This window comes from Eubacterium sp. AM05-23, from assembly GCF_003477535.1.
Lineage (GTDB): Bacteria > Bacillota > Clostridia > Eubacteriales > Eubacteriaceae > Eubacterium > Eubacterium maltosivorans.
In genome coordinates, this window is the sequence record NZ_QUDF01000007.1 from 82,219 (window position 1) to 98,640 (window position 16,422).

Sequence of the window (16,422 nt, forward strand, 5' to 3'; positions counted from 1 at the left end):
AGGCCACAGCCAGAGATGAAGCGGATTCACCGCACGAACAACGAAAGGAAAACTAAATGACAGCTTATATCAACAACCCGAAAGAAATTGAAAAAAGAAGTTTTGAGATTATTACCGAGGAGCTTGGCGGAAAAACCTTTCCGCCGGAGATTGCAGATATTGTGAAGCGCGTGATTCACACCACCGCTGATTTTGAGTACGCCGACCTGATTGAATTTAAAAACAACGCGGTTGAGAGCGGGCTCAAAGCCCTCGAGGCCGGTAAAAAGATCTATGCGGATACCAGCATGATCAAGGTTGCGGTTAACCGCAAAGCACTGGCAGACCATCAGCTTGAAATTGTCAACTATGTTCACGACGAGGATGTGGCAAAGGCCGCAAAGGAACGGGGCGTTACCCGCTCAACGGTGGGCATGGAAAAGGCTTTGGATGACGATACAGTCGGTATTTTTGCCATTGGCAACGCGCCGACCGCGCTCTACAAGCTCATCGAATTTATCAAGGCAGGAAAAGCAAAGCCGGATTTAATTGTGGGTGCACCCATCGGCTTTGTGGGTGCGGCAGAATCCAAGGAAGCCCTTGACGAGCTGGACGCCCTGGAGGTTCCATACATTCGTATTAACGGCAGAAAGGGCGGAAGCCCAGTGGTTGCGGCGATTTTAAACGCCATGCTTTATAAATTAGGACGGGATTGGTAAGAGGAAGAATGAAAGGTATATTTTATGGTTTGGGCGTCGGCCCTGGAGATCCGGATTTACTGACAGTAAAGGCACACAAAATTCTGCAGTCGGCAGATGTGATCATCACACCGACTAAAAAAATGGGGAAACCAAGCATCGCATATCGGATTGTGGAAAGCCACATTACGGATCATACGCGCGTGGTGGAGATGTCTTTCCCGATGATTTCCTTAAGCGCAGAGCGCGAGACGCTGGAAAAGCAGTGGAAGGAAAACGCAGATGAGATTGAAAAAATTCTGGAAGAGGGAAAAAGCGTTGTCTTTTTAACCCTTGGCGACCCAATGGTATTCAGTACCTATTCCTATGTGATGGAATACCTTCTGGAGCGGGGCGTCGAGGTGGTAACTCTTTCCGGCGTACCGTCTTTCTGCAACCTGGCTGCGCAGATTAATGTTCCGCTGACCCAGGGAGAGGAATCACTGGGCATCGTGGCAATGACACAGCCCATTGAGGAAATACGGCAGATTCTGGACGCGCACCGCAACATTGTTATTATGAAGGTGAGCGCAGACAACAAACGTCTGGCAGAGGAGCTGGAAAAACGCGGACTGGACAATTCCTTTGTGCTGGTATCCAATATCGGTATGGAAACTCAGAGCATTATCCGCGATATTGAAGTGCTCAAGGGGGATATTCCATATCTTTCGACCCTGCTGATCAAAAAGGATTACGACATCACATTAGACTGATGAGATTAAAAAGAAAATAAGAAGATAAAAAAAGGCTTTTTTCAGTGGATAGTGGATAGTTGATAGTTACAGAAACTATCCACTGTCAATTATAAACTATCCACTAAAAAGCCTTTTTTAGCGAGGATAATATGCTGGAAAAATATATAGAAAAAGGCGGTAAGAGGCTGCGCTACGGCTATACTACGGGCTCCTGCGCTACAGCGGCGGCAAAGGGCGCGGTGTCCATGCTGCTGGGCGGTCAGAAGCTGGAAACCATCGGCATTGACACACCAAAGGGGTGGCCGCTGACCATTGAGCTGTTTGACTGTGAGATCGGTGATCACTGGGCCTCCTGCTCAGTGATCAAGGATGGCGGCGACGATCCGGATATTACAAACGGCGTTAAAATTTTTGTGAAGGTGACCGAAAAGGCTGAGCCTGGCATTACTTTTAAAGGTGGCAGAGGCGTTGGGAAGGTTACCCTGAAAGGCCTGAGCCTGCCGGTGGGGGAACCGGCCATTAATCCGGTCCCGCGGGAGATGATCACCCGCGAAATCATGAAGGTTATGAAAGAGTACCAGGCGGAGGGCGGCTATGAGGTAGAGGTCTCCATACCGGATGGAGAGGTCCTTGCCAAACGGACCTTTAACCCGAAGCTTGGGATTGTCGGCGGTCTGTCCGTCGTGGGGACCTCGGGCATTGTTGAGCCCATGAGCGAGGACGCCCTGAAGGAATCCATGCGGCTGGAGCTGTCCATGCTCAAAGCAAAAGGAATCGATGAGATCATCTTTGTTCCGGGAAATTATGGCAAGGATTTTGTGGAATCACTCCATCTGAACACTGAGGTGCTTGTGAAAACCAGCAATTTTATCGGTTTTATGCTTGAGGAAGCAGAGCGGATGGGCTTTAAAAAGATTCTCTTTGTCGGGCATTTGGGCAAGCTGGTAAAAGTGGCAGGCGGCCTGTTTAACACGCACAGCGCTGTGGCAGACGGGCGGATGGAAATTCTGGCGGCCCACTGTGCGCTTCTTGGCGGCAGCCAGGCATGCGTCGAAAAAATTATGAACAGCACCACTACTGATGAGGCCGTAGACTATCTGTTTGAGGAAAGGCTTCCAGGATATTTTGACCACCTGGCCGAAACGGTTAAAAAACGCTGCGAGGCAAAGGTTTATGATAATATCGAAATTGAGACGATTATTTTCTCAAAGGCCCACGGCCTTTTGGGTGAAAGCGCTGGAGCAAAGGATATGGTGAAAGCACTATGCACAAATTAAAAGTAGTAAGCCTTGGCCCGGGGCACCCTGATTATATTCTTCCCATTGCTAAAAAGGAAATCGCCGCGGCAGAGGTTATTTTATGTGGGGAGCGGCATCTGGAAAGCTTTGATGCCACAGGCAAGGAAGTCATGATTATCGGCAGAGGAACACCGTTGTCTGAGCTGATGCAGCGTGTGAAGGAATGTTATCCGGTCCGGAAGACAGCCATTGTCGTTTCAGGCGACTGCGGCTTTTACAGCCTTTTGACCTACACGAAGAAGAGAATTCCGTCAGAGGATATCGAAGCCATCCCGGGGATATCCTCCCTGCAGTATCTCTTTGCTAAAATCGGCATGACCTGGCAGGACGCAGAGATGATGAGCCTGCATGGCAGGGATCAGGATTTACCGGGCCGGGCCGCAACAGGGAAAAAAATTGGCATTCTGACGGATGGAGAACACAACACAGCCTACATTGCCAAAACGCTGAGGGAAAACGGTTATGGGGAAAAATTCCTCTATGTTGGGGAAGATCTCTCCTATTCAGATGAACGGATTACAAGATTAACAGTGGAGGAAGGCCTTAGCTTTAAAGAAAAGGGCATGGCCGTAGTGGTGATTGCAGATGAGTAGAGTAGCAGGCTATAAAGATGAAGATTACATCCGGGGCAAGGCCCCGATGACAAAGAGAGAGGTCCGGATTCTGACCATTTCTTTATTGGGTATCCAGGAAAAGGACATCGTGGTAGACATTGGCGCCGGCACTGGTGGCCTGACCATGGAGGCGGCTTACGCGGCAAAGAAGGGCAGAGTTTACGCTGTCGAAGCCAAGGAGGCAGCGCTGGAGCTTGAAAAGCAGAACATTGAGAAATTCGGCGCAGACAATGTGACCATCATTTCGGGAAAAGCGCCGGCAGTGCTTGAGGAAATTGAAGAAAAAGTGGATAAGGTGATTATTGGCGGTACCGGTGGACAGCTTGAGGAGATTTTTATCTGGTGCAAGGAACATCTAAACCCGGGCGGCAGACTGGTAGCCAATTTTGTCACCATGGAAAACGCATCTCTGGCAACAACCCTGATGCGCAAATACTTTACCGATGTGGACATGATCCAGGTGGGCGTCAGCCGGGGTGAGTTTATCGGCGGCCTCACCATGCTGAAAGCCTCCAACCCAATTTTTATTATTACTGGGAGTGTGGAATAGGTGCCGCTTCTTCGCCAAAAAGTATAAATTTTAATACACAAGAACAAAAGAATTTATGTTTACGGTGAAGCGCCAAAATGGTATGATATAGTAAAGTATACAATATAATATAATAAAGCATAGGGCAGCTGCCGTGTGCTCAGAATAACAGAGAGGAATTGAAAATTATGGAGAATTATTTCCAGCCTGAAATCGAGTGTGCCTCACGGGAACAGATCCGGGCCTGGCAGGATGAACGTTTGGTTGAGACGGTTAAGCATGTTTATGAAAACGTCCCCTATTACAGAAATCTGATGGAAGAAAAAAATGTGACCCCAGACGATATTAAGGGTGTGGACGATTTACACAAGCTGCCGTTTTTAACAAAGGATGACCTGAGAGAGGCTTATCCTTACGGCCTTTTGGCAGAGCCGCTGGAAAACTGTGTGCGCATCCAGTCAACCAGCGGCACCACGGGGCGCCGGGTCGTCGCCTTTTATACCCAGGATGACATCGACCTGTGGGACGAATGCTGCGCCCGCGCCATTGTGGCGGCCGGAGGAACTAAGGAAGATGTGGTGCATGTTTCCTACGGCTACGGCCTGTTTACCGGAGGCCCCGGATTAAACGGCGGTTCCCACAAGGTGGGCTGTCTGACACTGCCGATGTCCTCAGGGAACACTGACCGCCAGATTCAGTTTATGCGGGATCTGGGCTCCACGATTCTCTGCTGTACGCCATCCTATGCCGCTTTCCTGGGCGAAACAGTCTGTGAAATGGGGCTTCAGGATGAAATTAAGCTGAAAGCCGGTATCTTCGGCGCGGAAGCCTGGAGCGAGGAAATGCGCCAGGATATTCAGAATAAGCTTGGCATTAAGGCCTATGATATTTACGGGCTCACCGAAATATCTGGTCCGGGCGTATCCTTTGAATGCAGCGAGCAGACAGGCATGCACATCAATGAAGACCACTTTATCGCTGAAATCATCGACCCGAATACCGGCGAGGTGCTGCCAGACGGTGAAAAGGGCGAGCTGGTGTTCACCAGTATTACCAAAAAAGCCTTTCCGCTGCTCCGCTACCGTACCCGCGATATCTGTGTCCTGAGCCGCGAAAAATGCTCTTGCGGAAGAACCCATGTCAAGATGACCAAGCCCATGGGCCGCAGCGACGATATGCTCATTGTAAAGGGCGTTAACGTATTCCCATCCCAGATTGAGACAGTGCTCTTAAACAAGGGATATCCGGCAAACTATCAGATCATTGTCAGCCGTGAAAACAACAGCGATAAGCTGGATGTCCAGGTTGAAATGACCCTTGAAATGTTCTCAGATAATCTGAGAGAAGTTTCTGCCAGAGAAAAAGAACTGGTGGACGCGCTCAAAGCCATGCTCGGCATCTATGCTAATGTTCAGCTGGTTGCGCCGAAGTCCATTACCCGCAGCGAAGGCAAGGCAGTTCGCGTCATTGATAAACGTAATTTATATTAAACGAGGTGTAAATGATGACTATTAAACAGATTTCCGTATTTGTGGAAAACAAAGCCGGCCAGTTGTCGAAGTTTGTGGATGTGCTGTCAGAAAATGAGATTGACATGCGCGCCCTTTCCCTTGCCGAAACCAAGGATTTTGGCATTGTCCGCGTCATTGTGGACGATTCCTATAAAGCGTCGACCGTCCTCAAAGAGGCTGGCTACATCTTTAAGCTGACACCGGTACTGGCAGCAGCTGTTCCGGATGAACCGGGAGCGCTGAAAAATATTCTGAAAATTCTAGGCGACAGCAATATTAACCTGGAATACACCTATGCCTTTATCACCCGCAAAAAAGATCTGGCTTACATGATTTTCAGAGTAGAGGATAACGAAAGAGCAGTCGAGGCCCTTTCTAAAAACGGCGTCAAGCTGCTGACCCAGGAAGACCTAGAAGCGCTTTAAAACAGCGAAAATAAAAAACCGGGGCGTAACCAAAAGTTACGTCCCGGACTTTTTTTGCGCTGCTTAGGCGTCGGCCTTTCCGGTGGAGCCGAAAAGATCCATTTTTACTTTTACAATATCTTTGATGGCCTGTGTGCCAGGAGCCAGTAATTTACGAGGATCAAAACCCTTGCCTTCAAGGTCTTTGCCGGCTTCGATATATTTTCTGGTTGCTTCGGCAAATACGAGCTGGCATTCGGTGTTTACATTGATTTTTGCAACGCCTAAATCAATGGCTTTTCTGACCATTTCATCCGGAATACCGGTGCCGCCGTGGAGAACGAGAGGCATATCGCCGGTTTTTTCCTGGATTCTTGCTAAAACGTCGAAGTTTAAACCCTGCCAGTTTTCTGGGTATTTTCCGTGGATATTACCGATTCCAGCAGCTAACATGGTCACGCCTAAATCAGCGATTTTTTTACATTCTTCAGGATCAGCGAATTCACCGGTTCCAATGACGCCGTCTTCTTCACCGCCGATGGCGCCGACTTCTGCTTCCAGAGATAAGCCTTTGCCCCGGCAGATCTCAACGAGTTCTTTTGTCTTTTCGATGTTTTCATCAAAAGGAAGATGAGAACCGTCAAACATGATGGATGAGAAGCCAGCTGCGATACAGGCTTTTGCGCCTTCATAGCTGCCGTGATCTAAATGAAGGGCAACCGGAACAGAAATATTTAATTCGTCCAGCATTCCGTTAACCATATTGGTAACTGTTTTGTAGCCGCACATATATTTTCCAGCACCTTCAGAAACCCCTAAGATAACAGGTGATCTCTGTTCGTTGGCCGTCTGAAGAACCGCTTTGGTCCATTCAAGGTTATTGATGTTGAACTGTCCCACACCATAATGGCCTGCTTTTGCTTTATTAAGCATTTCTTTTGCTGATACTAACATAATAGAATGATCCTCCTAAAATTTTGAGTTTAACTAACTGTCTAAATTATATATTAAGTGCAAAAAAGTCTCAAGACCCCTACCAATTTTTCCAGTACGAAAACCCGGGTTAATCATTTGCAGATTTTACTAAAGCGGTTTCATTTTTTGAGATCAGGGAGTTTTTTCTTTAATTTCTTCAGTTTGCTCTGCGTATAAAAGCTTTAGTTTGTTTTCTGAGTACTCATAGGTTTGCCTGTAGGTGCTTTCAATGATTTTTCCCAGCAGGGCGGTGTCATTGTTTGTGACAGCTTTTGCGAGCTTGTCCATATCGCCGTATAAAAGGCGGTCGACACGGTCATAATCGTCGTTGCTGACAAAGGTTTTAAGAATAACGCCATAAGCCAGCTTAATTTTCAGATGCTCATAAATATTGTGCATGGCCGGGGACTGGATCGACGAGATCAGAATATCGGTTAAGGCTGTGGTAACGCCGCGGCTGTAGCTCTTGCTTTCCAGAAGCTCAAGGATATACTTTTTGTCTTTTTCAGTTATGGATTTGAAAGCGTCAAAGGCGATGGCTTTGCAGGAATAGCGCAGAATTTCAAGACTGCTCAGATATTCGTCAAGCTGGCCAAGAACTTCGGGAGAATGGGAGCGCTCAAAGACAATTTGGGTGCCCTTTCCATTAAAGGTTCTGGTCAGACCAAGGGAATTCAGGATAGACAAAGCTTTTCGGACAGTAACCGGCGAAACGCCGTAAACGCTGCGAAGTTCGGATTCGGACGGGAGAAAATCGCCGGCTACATTGCCAGATTTTTCGCTCTCCCACATGATGTCGCTGGCAATCCTCAGATAAAGAGGTGTTGGAGCATTGTCGATAAACCAGTTAAAGCTTTCTGCTTCGGAAGGCGCAGCCGGTGCGTTTACAATATAGGCCGCGTCAAAGCGCTGGCTGATCTCATTAAGGCCCTGGAGCAGGGAGTGATGAAAATGTTTAAAATTCTGCTTGGCAGCATGGTCGAGCAGCTCTTTGTACCACCCCTTGATGGCTTCCTCTGAAAGATCTTCATGGAGCGTGTGGCCGGTAATACTGCTGTAAATGGAATCAATCCGGACAAAATCACAGATCTGTTCAAAAAGCTCAATGACAAAAGGATTGTCTGTTCGTCTCAGGATATTCCGGATAAAGCGGCAGTGGAAGGCAAACATCTCAATCGGGTCGGCAGAGTCCAGGTTGTCGGTCATCTCGTAGAGCGTCATGTAATCCTCGCGGCTGCATTTGGAAGCGCCGTATGTGATGATACTGGGTAAAAGAATAGAGAGCATCCGGTAAGTATCGCTGATGCCGTGCCGCCGGTTTTCAAAGCGCTTTTCATAAGCCTCACGGTGTTCCGGCAGTCGGCTGTCAAAGATTACCTGGGCATTTTTACCATGGGAACAGAAAATAAGATTGCTGTCCTGCAATAGACGCAGGGCTTTTCGAACGGAATTACGACTGGCACCCATTTGTTTGCTGATTTTTGGTTCAGATGGCAGGGTGTCACCCAGTTTTAATTTGCCGTTGTAAATATCATCCTCAATCTTTCTGCAAATAAATAGATACAATGGAATTTCTTTTTTCAAAATACAATCTCCTTTGGGGGTATTCTTACAGTATAACATCATTTAGTAAAAGTTACATTTAAATTGAGAAAAAATTATAAAGAAATCCTCGTTTACTTAACCTTTACCATATCGGAATTAGAGGTAAGCGTCTTAGAATGAGGTCTACCCATTTTGAAGAAAATTAAACACAGAAAAAATGTTGTTAAGGAAAGGGAAGAATAAAAATATTCTAAAATGGGTTTTTTACATTACAAATTCGGGTAAAAATAAGAAAACGAATAAAAAGGATATAATTGGTTGAATTAAAATGATAACTTCAATTGCAGATAAAAAGTTTTTAAATAAAGAGATTGCTTTGACGGGAGATTCGATTTATAATAAAGTATATATATTGGGAAAACTAAATAAAAATTGCGGCATCCGGAAAGTGCTGGCACACTTATCCGGCTTGCGCAGGTGCACAACCACCATACACAACGGCCCTGGGGGGCACGTACCGCATTACTTATTATAGGCTATTTTTGTGCTAAAAACAAGAGGACAGCCTATAAATAAGTGGGCTTATTTGTGTTAGCATTTTATAAAAGTGTCATATAACTGTGCATGGTTGGTTTTATCCTGCACAGTTTTTTATTTGGTTTTCCCTGAAATTTAGGAGAAGACAATGGAATCAAGGTTAGATCAAAAGGCAATCGGCCAGCGTATCCGGCAGCGTAGAACTTTTTTAAATATGAGCCGTGAAGATTTGGCGCGGAAAATAGGGATTACACAGACTTTTTTAACAGATATCGAGCTGGGAACCAAAGGCTTTTCCTTAAAGAGTCTTGAACGTTTCTGCGAAGCGTTAAAAATGTCTTCGGACAGCATCCTGTTCGGCAAAAGTCTGGATGAAAAGGAAAAAAACACCGCGTTGCTCGACATTCTCGAGCATTGCCCCGATGAAAAAAAGGAATACGCAGAAAGAATGATGATGCTTTTTTTAATGAGCCATGAAACATCAAACGAGTGTTGACTATAAAATGACCGGACTCTTAAGAAAGAGACCGGTTTTTTATTGCCTGTAATCCGATTACAGAAAATATGTGAATTATTTGGCGGAATCGGCAAAAAACTGCTTATTTCCCATAAAAAGGGGTAGCGCCTGAGTCGGATTGGTGATATAATTGGAAACGAAAATTGAATAAGAAAGACTAATGTAAAATCTATTTTGGATTCTTTCGTTTTTGCCTTGGTAAAGACAAAGGATAAAGGGAATCTGGTGAAAATCCAGAGCGATCCGGTCACTGTAATTCGTTAAGTCTCCTTATGATGCCACTGGAATGAAAACCGGGAAGGCAAGGAGAATATAATGCGATGAGTCAGGAAACCTACTAAATAGAGTGCTAATAATTACCTCCAGGGAAAAGGGAACTTAGTAACGTTAATTTAATTGTAGTATCCGCAGTAAACAGCGTGGATAAATAATTCTGTTGACAAACCTCTTTTTTACGGAGACGTAAGGAAGAGGTTTTTTATTTGTTTTTAACGAATGTTTGATTGAAGGAGAAGGATTGAAATGAAGTTAGTTGTAGTGGGAATCAATCATAAAGACACACCTCTGGAAATCAGGGAAAAGGGTGCTTTTATCAAGCGGACCGTAAAAGAAGGCATTGCGAGCCTTCTTGAAGAGGCGTGTATTGAAGAGGTGATCATTCTTTCTACCTGTAATCGAAGCGAAATTTATGTGGCGACCCGCGATGTGGAAGCAGCGGGCCAGGCGCTGAAAAATTTTTACATTGAGGAGAAATCCAGAGAACTCGGAAGTTATCTGTTCTGTGAAAAGGGCAGAGAGGCCATCCTTCACCTTTACCGGGTAGTGACCGGGCTGGATTCAATGATCCTGGGTGAGGATCAGATATTAGGCCAGGTAAAGGATGCCCTTGAATTGTCCCAGTCTGTTCACGGCTGTGGAAAATACTTAACCAAGGCTTTCAGAGAAGCCGTCACCTTTGCCAAGAAGGTTAAAACTGTTTATAAGATTTCTGAGACGCCGCTCTCTCTGAGCTCGACAGCGGTTAAGCACGTTAAGAGGACCTATGAGGACTATGCGGATAAAAAGGTGCTGATCATCGGATCTGGAAAGATGGGGCTTCTGGCGCTGCGTTACATGGCGGCAGAGGGGTTTAACAGCGTCTATATGACCAATCGTACCTATCATCCGGGAGATGAATACCGTGATATCTATAAGGGCGTCAATATGATACGTTATGAGGACCGCTATGAAGCCATTGAAGATATCGATGTAATTATCTCAGCCACGGCCTCTCCTCACGTTGTCTTAAAACGGGAACTCATGCCAGAGCGTAAAAAGCCTCTTATGGCCATTGACCTGGCGCTGCCAAGGGATATTGAAGAAGCCGTCTCAGAAATGGACCAGGTCGAGCTGCTGACCATTGACAATTTTAAAGATATTATTGATGAAAAAATGCATTACCGCGAAAGGGTGGCAGAAAAGATCGCCCTCGAGATCGAAGAGGAAATCGACGGACTCATGGTTTGGATTACGAAGTCTAAAGTGGACAATATGGTAGCGCATTTTAATCAGGTTTCCGGCCAGCTGGCAGATGAGACCATTGAGATTCTCAACAAGCGCTATCAGTTTGAGGGGAAAGACAGGGAATTTCTTGAAAAAATTGTCCATTCAAAATTCCGCGAGATGGTCATGCCCTCCATCAAGCAGCTGAAAACACTGGACAGCGAGGACGATATCCTGCGCTTTGAAAAAACACTGGCGTTTTTATTCTCTGGCGGTAATGTGGAGGATTCCCAATGAAAGGACCGGTTCTGCTTAATTTTACCGGAAAAAAGGCCCTTGTGATCGGCGGTGGGAAAGTAGGAATGCGGCGTGCGGAAACCCTAGCCGGGTATGGGTGTTTTGTGACCTGTGTGGACAAAAACATGAAGGTTCCTGAAAAGCCGGCTGAGAACATTCGTTATGTCAAAGCCTACTGCCGGATTGAGACAGCCCTTGACGGTATGGATCTTGTAGTGGCGGCAACAGACCAGCGCGAGCTAAATGACCAGATTCTTGAAAACTGTAAAATACGCGGTATCTGGTGCAACGTTACAGACGACCCCGAGCATTCTGATTTTATTTTTCCCTCAGTGGTGAGACGGGGAGACTTGACGATTTCGGTCTGTACTGACGGTGCAAGCCCAACGCTGACCACCCAGATAAAAAAAGAGCTGGAAGAAAAATACGACGAAAGTTACGCAGAGCGGCTCAGGCTGCTTAAACAGCTGAGGCGGCATCTGCTAAAAACAGAGGCCTCATCAGAGGAAAAAAAGAGGCAGCTCAGGGAGCTGACAGCATTAACCATTGAAGAATTGCAGAGAGAAGTGGAGAAAATATGAAAATAATCGTAGGCTCAAGAGGCAGCAAACTGGCAGTGGTCCAGACAAACTGGCTTCTTGAGGAATTAAGAAAAGCAAACCCCGAGGTCGATTTTGAGCTCAAGATCATCAAGACAAAAGGAGATAAGATTCAGCATAAAGCCCTTGATAAAATTGGGGATAAGGGCATTTTCACCAAAGAGCTGGAGGATGCTCTTTTAAGCGGTGAAATCGATATGGCTGTTCACAGCATGAAGGATATGCCCTCTGAGCTTCCTGAGGGGCTGATGCTTTCTGTGCCGCCTATGCGGGAAGACCCAAGGGATGTGCTGTTGACGCCCCATAAGATAAACGCCGTCCAGGAGCTGCCCGAAAACGCAGTTATCGGCACCGGGAGCAAGCGCCGGATTTACCAGCTGAAAAATATCCGGAAGGATTTTGAAGTGGTGGGAATCCGCGGAAATATTGATACTCGTATCCGGAAAATGCAGGAGCAGGGCCTGGATGGTATTATTCTGGCAGCGGCGGGCCTTAAACGCATCGGTGTTTATGAGAGTGAAGACTATACCTGTATTCCTCTTGACCCATGCCAGTTTGTATCGGCGCCCGCTCAGGGGATTCTGGCAGTGGAAATCCGTGAGGATAACGAAACGGTTAAGACACTCATGGAATCTGTCAGCAACCCGGTTACCAAGGCGCAGATGACAGCAGAGCGCCAGTTCCTGATCAGCCTGAACGGCAGCTGTCATATCCCCATCGGTGCATACTGTGATGTGGAGGATGAAAAGCTGACCCTTTACGGCATTTTTGGCAACGAGGATGGCACGATTTTATACAAAGGACAGACAGAGGGAGCCCTGGGCGAAGAAGCCGAAATGGGAGACCGCCTGGCAAAGGAACTGAGAGAAATGGTAGAGGCAGAAATGAAGCCGGGTACAGTTTACCTGGCTGGAGGCGGCTGCGGCGATAAGGGGCTGATCACCGTCAAGGCCATGGAAAAATTAAAAACCTGCGACGCAGTGGTCTATGACGCACTGGTCAATGAGGAGTTCCTGAAATGGACAAAACCGGAATGTGAAAAGATTTATGTTGGCAAAAGAGCCGCCAACCACGCGCTGCCCCAGGATGAAATCAACGCGCTGCTGATCCGGCTGGGCAAGGAAGGGAAAAGCGTTGTCCGCTTAAAGGGCGGCGATCCCTATGTCTTCGGACGCGGCGGTGAGGAAGGTGAGGAGCTCTATGATGCGGGGGTTCCCTTTGAAGTGATTCCAGGCATTACCTCGGTTATCGGCGGCCTGGCTTATGCCGGCATTCCCATTACCCACAGAGACTGCGTGTCATCCTTTCAGGTAGTTACCGGACATCTGAAATCCGAAGAATCGGAACTGGACTGGCCGGTACTGGCCAAATCCAAAGGGACCATCGTGTTTTTGATGGGCGTTAAAAATCTTGAGAAGATTACCGGCGAGCTGATGAAAAACGGCATGGATAAAAATACGCCGGCAGCGGTGGTGCACCGCGCGTCCACCCCTTATCAGAGAGTGGTGGAAGGCACGCTGGAAACCATCTACGGTATTGCCGCAGAAGCTAAGATCACAGCGCCAAGCCTGATCGTGGTCGGCGATGTGGTGACCAAGCGTGAAAAGCTGCGCTTTTTTGACAGCAAGCCCCTCTTTGGAAAAAATATTGTGGTGACCCGTTCCAGAGAGCAGAGTTCTAAAATGGTGGCGCAGATCGCTGAGCTTGGCGGCAACGCCATTGAGTACCCAACCATCAAAATTGAGCCGATTCCAAAGAATGTGGCCGCACTGGCAGAGCGCTTTGAAAGCCTTAATGCATACAGTCATATTATTTTTACCAGTACCAACGGCGTTGAGATTTTCTTTGACGCGCTCAAGGCTTCCGGCAAAGATACGAGAGCCCTCGGAAACATTCATGTAACAGCCATCGGCTCCGCCACGGCTGCGCTGCTTGCCGAGCAGGGAATCACAGCGGACTTTGTACCGAAAAAATATGTCGGCGAAGAGCTGGTTGACGGCCTGATGCCGCTTTTGACAGAAGCATCGCGGGTCTTGATCCCGCGCTCCAAAAACGCGCGGATTTACGTGGTTGAGGCGCTCCGCAAGGTGTGCCCGGTGGATGAATTCCAGATTTACGAAACAGTTCGTGAGGACAATACCGACATTGACGTGGCAGAAATGCTGAAAAATAAAGAGATTGATTACATCACCTTTACAAGCTCCACAACCGTACAATACTTTGTGGAAAAAATCGGTGATGAAAATGTGGAATACACTAAAAATGCAAAATGCGTTTCGATTGGACCTGTAACCTCAGATAAAATGAGAGAACTGGGTTTAGCGGTCGATGTTCAGGCAGAGGTTTACACCATTGCCGGGATGATTGAAGCGATTCTGAATATGGAAAAATAAAGAGAGGAAGTTGATTATTATGTTACCAACCCGATTGAGAAAAAACGCAGCGGTTCGTGATTTGATCCGCGAAACAGAATTATCCATGCGCGATGTGGTTTACCCGCTGTTTGTGGTTGACGGAGAGAATATTAAACGTGAAATCCCGTCCATGAAGGGACAGTACCACCTGTCGCTCGATATGCTGCCAAAAGAACTGGAAGAGCTCAAAGAGCTGGGCGTCCGTTACATTATTCTGTTCGGCGTGCCGGATGAAAAGGACGCGGAGGCAACACCGGCCTTTGTGGACGATGGGATTATCCAGAAAGCCATCCGCATTGTCAAGGAAAAGGACCCGGAAATGTATGTTATCACTGATGTTTGCCTCTGCGAGTACAAAAGCGACGGACATTGCTGTTTCTTCCACGATAACGGCGATATCAAGCGGGAAAAATCGCTGGAAACCCTGTGCAAGGTAACCGTGAGCCATGCGAAAGCCGGCGCGGATATGGTAGCGCCTTCAGACATGATGGACGGCCATATCGAAGCCATGCGTAAAGCACTGGATGACGCAGGCTTTGAGAGTATTCCGATTATGGGCTACTCCGCCAAATTCGCGTCTACCTTCTACGGACCGTTCCGCGACGCGGCAAACTCCGCTCCGGCCTTCGGCGACCGCAGAAGCTACCAGATGGATCCAGCCAACAGCGAGGAAGCGCTGAAGGAAGTGGTGCTGGACATTGAGGAGGGCGCAGACATCGTTATGGTAAAACCCGCAATGCCATATCTGGATATCATCGCAAAGGCCAAGGAATTGTCTTATCTGCCAATGGCGGCGTACCAGGTCAGCGGCGAATACGCCATGATCCGCAATGCGGTAGACGCTGGTCTGCTGGATGAAAAGGCCATTTATGAAAGCATGCTGTGCATCAAACGTGCGGGGGCTAAAATCATCATTACCTATTTCGCAAAAGATTTAAAAGCGTTGATTGAAAAATATCAGTAAAGGACACAATAAAATGAAGCATACAAAGTCGACTGCACTTTTTGAAGAAGCGAACCGTGTTATTCCCGGCGGGGTCAACAGCCCTGTCCGCGCATTCCAGTCTGTAGGTATGCCGCCGGTTTTTATCGACCACGGAAAGGGCTCAAAGATTTACGATGTGGACGGAAATGAATACACAGACTATATCTGCTCCTGGGGGCCTCTGATTCTCGGCCATGCCGCGGATGCCTACTACGAGGGAATTGACGAAGTGCTGAGAAAGGGCAACACCTACGGCGCGCCCACAGAAATTGAGATCCGCGTGGCGGAAATGATCATTGACGCTTACCCGTCTATGGATATGGTGCGCATGGTCAACTCCGGCACTGAGGCCACCATGAGCGCTATCCGTCTTGCCAGAGGCTATACCGGACGTGAAAAATTTATCAAATTTGAAGGCTGCTACCATGGCCACAGCGATTCTCTGCTGGTAAAATCCGGCTCCGGCACTCTGACCTACGGTGTCCCCACAAGCCCTGGCGTCACTGCCGGCACAGCTAAGGATACCCTGGTGGCAACTTACAACGACCTGGATTCTGTAAAAAAGCTTTTTGATGAAAACAAAGGAGAGATTGCCTGCGTGATCGTCGAACCGGTTGCGGGCAACATGGGCGTTGTGCCGCCAGAAACCACCTTTATGAAAGGCCTGAGAAAGCTGACCGAGGAAGAAGGAACCCTGCTGATTTTTGACGAGGTTATCACAGGGTTCAGGCTTGCCTTTGGCGGCGCGCAGGAGGTGTTGGGCATTAAGCCAGACCTCACCACACTTGGCAAAATCATCGGCGGCGGCATGCCGGTAGGCGCCTTTGGCGGACGGCGTGATATTATGGAAAAGCTCTCGCCGCTCGGCCCGGTTTATCAGGCGGGAACCCTGTCCGGAAACCCTATCGCCATGAAGATGGGTCTCAACACTCTAACTTATCTCAAGGAGCATCCAGAGATTTACACCCAGCTGGAAGCCCGTGCGAAGCAGCTGGAAGCCGGCTTTAACAAAAATATTGAGGAAACCGGCGTCAAGGCTAAGATGGTGCGATTTGGCGGAATGAGCGCTCTGTTTTTCACCGATCAGGAAATCTGCGATTTTAACAGCGTGATGACCAGCGATACGGAAGCCTACGCGAAATATTTTGCCGAAATGCTGAACCGTGGCAATCTGATGCCGCCAGCGCAGTTCGAGGGAATTTTTGTCTCTGCTGCACACACCGAGGCCGATATTGAAAAGACCATTGCCGACAATCTGGCTGCGCTTAAGGCGCTTGCATAGATAATAAAAGAACAAGGAGTGC

Annotated in this window: 15 protein-coding genes and 1 riboswitch; of the genes, 13 read left to right on the forward strand and 2 right to left on the reverse strand. The window is 47.6% G+C overall.

Translation table 11 applies throughout. The annotated features are described in order from the left end of the window. Nucleotides 1–56: 56 nt before the first annotated feature. From DW091_RS11120 to DW091_RS11150, 7 genes are all read left to right on the forward strand, one after another. Nucleotides 57–698, forward strand: a complete 642-nt coding sequence (locus DW091_RS11120) for a precorrin-8X methylmutase (RefSeq protein WP_058695770.1) — start codon at nt 57–59, stop codon at nt 696–698. An 8-nt stretch (nt 699–706) separates the two neighbouring features. After that, complete coding sequence (gene cobI, locus DW091_RS11125) at nt 707–1,429, forward strand: precorrin-2 C(20)-methyltransferase (protein ID WP_118518169.1); 723 nt, start codon at nt 707–709, stop codon at nt 1,427–1,429. A 131-nt stretch (nt 1,430–1,560) separates the two neighbouring features. Further along, complete coding sequence (gene cbiD, locus DW091_RS11130; protein WP_058695768.1) at nt 1,561–2,688, forward strand: cobalt-precorrin-5B (C(1))-methyltransferase CbiD; 1,128 nt, start codon at nt 1,561–1,563, stop codon at nt 2,686–2,688. Further along, entirely contained in the window at nt 2,676–3,302 is a 627-nt protein-coding gene (gene cbiE / locus DW091_RS11135) for a precorrin-6y C5,15-methyltransferase (decarboxylating) subunit CbiE (RefSeq protein WP_058695767.1), read from the forward strand. The genes cbiD and cbiE overlap by 13 nt, the downstream gene beginning before the upstream one ends. Next, entirely contained in the window at nt 3,295–3,873 is a 579-nt protein-coding gene (gene cbiT / locus DW091_RS11140; protein ID WP_074617976.1) for a precorrin-6Y C5,15-methyltransferase (decarboxylating) subunit CbiT, read from the forward strand. The genes cbiE and cbiT overlap by 8 nt, the downstream gene beginning before the upstream one ends. 167 nt (nt 3,874–4,040) lie before the next feature. Then, nucleotides 4,041–5,342, forward strand: a complete 1,302-nt coding sequence (locus DW091_RS11145) for a phenylacetate--CoA ligase (protein WP_058695764.1) — start codon at nt 4,041–4,043, stop codon at nt 5,340–5,342. 11 nt (nt 5,343–5,353) lie between these two features. Continuing rightward, nucleotides 5,354–5,788, forward strand: coding sequence for an ACT domain-containing protein (locus DW091_RS11150; protein ID WP_317985601.1), 435 nt, complete (start codon nt 5,354–5,356; stop codon nt 5,786–5,788). 63 nt (nt 5,789–5,851) lie between these two features. Here the strand turns inward: DW091_RS11150 and fba are convergent, their stop codons facing one another. Beyond that, nucleotides 5,852–6,721 (reverse strand): class II fructose-1,6-bisphosphate aldolase, encoded by an 870-nt coding sequence (gene fba, locus DW091_RS11155; protein ID WP_058695763.1) that lies wholly within the window; start codon nt 6,719–6,721, stop codon nt 5,852–5,854. Between the two features lie 153 nt (nt 6,722–6,874). Beyond that, on the reverse strand, nt 6,875–8,326 hold the full coding sequence (locus DW091_RS11160; protein WP_158577874.1) for a GntR family transcriptional regulator: 1,452 nt from the start codon (nt 8,324–8,326) through the stop codon (nt 6,875–6,877). Between the two features lie 646 nt (nt 8,327–8,972). On the opposite strand from DW091_RS11160, the gene DW091_RS11165 reads away from it, so the two are divergent. The 6 genes from DW091_RS11165 to hemL all read left to right on the forward strand — a co-directional run bounded on the left by DW091_RS11165 (nt 8,973) and on the right by hemL (nt 16,400). Next, nucleotides 8,973–9,320: a helix-turn-helix transcriptional regulator gene (locus DW091_RS11165; protein ID WP_058695761.1), complete on the forward strand. Its 348-nt coding sequence runs from the start codon at nt 8,973–8,975 to the stop codon at nt 9,318–9,320. Nucleotides 9,321–9,508: 188 nt separating this feature from the next. Beyond that, nucleotides 9,509–9,698: riboswitch (cobalamin riboswitch) on the forward strand. A gap of 165 nt (nt 9,699–9,863) precedes the next feature. After that, nucleotides 9,864–11,120 (forward strand): glutamyl-tRNA reductase, encoded by a 1,257-nt coding sequence (gene hemA, locus DW091_RS11170; RefSeq protein WP_118518171.1) that lies wholly within the window; start codon nt 9,864–9,866, stop codon nt 11,118–11,120. Beyond that, a complete protein-coding gene (locus DW091_RS11175; protein ID WP_058695759.1) occupies nt 11,117–11,701 on the forward strand; it encodes a bifunctional precorrin-2 dehydrogenase/sirohydrochlorin ferrochelatase in 585 nt (194 codons plus the stop codon). Before hemA ends, DW091_RS11175 begins: the two co-directional genes overlap by 4 nt. Continuing rightward, complete coding sequence (gene hemC, locus DW091_RS11180) at nt 11,698–14,112, forward strand: hydroxymethylbilane synthase (RefSeq protein ID WP_118518172.1); 2,415 nt, start codon at nt 11,698–11,700, stop codon at nt 14,110–14,112. Before DW091_RS11175 ends, hemC begins: the two co-directional genes overlap by 4 nt. Before the next feature lie 19 nt (nt 14,113–14,131). Further along, the gene (gene hemB, locus DW091_RS11185) at nt 14,132–15,097 is read left to right on the forward strand and encodes a porphobilinogen synthase (protein ID WP_118518173.1); all 966 of its coding nucleotides are present in this window, start codon (nt 14,132–14,134) and stop codon (nt 15,095–15,097) included. Between the two features lie 13 nt (nt 15,098–15,110). After that, nucleotides 15,111–16,400 (forward strand): glutamate-1-semialdehyde 2,1-aminomutase, encoded by a 1,290-nt coding sequence (gene hemL, locus DW091_RS11190; RefSeq protein WP_118518174.1) that lies wholly within the window; start codon nt 15,111–15,113, stop codon nt 16,398–16,400. The last annotated feature ends 22 nt before the right edge of the window (nt 16,401–16,422 follow it).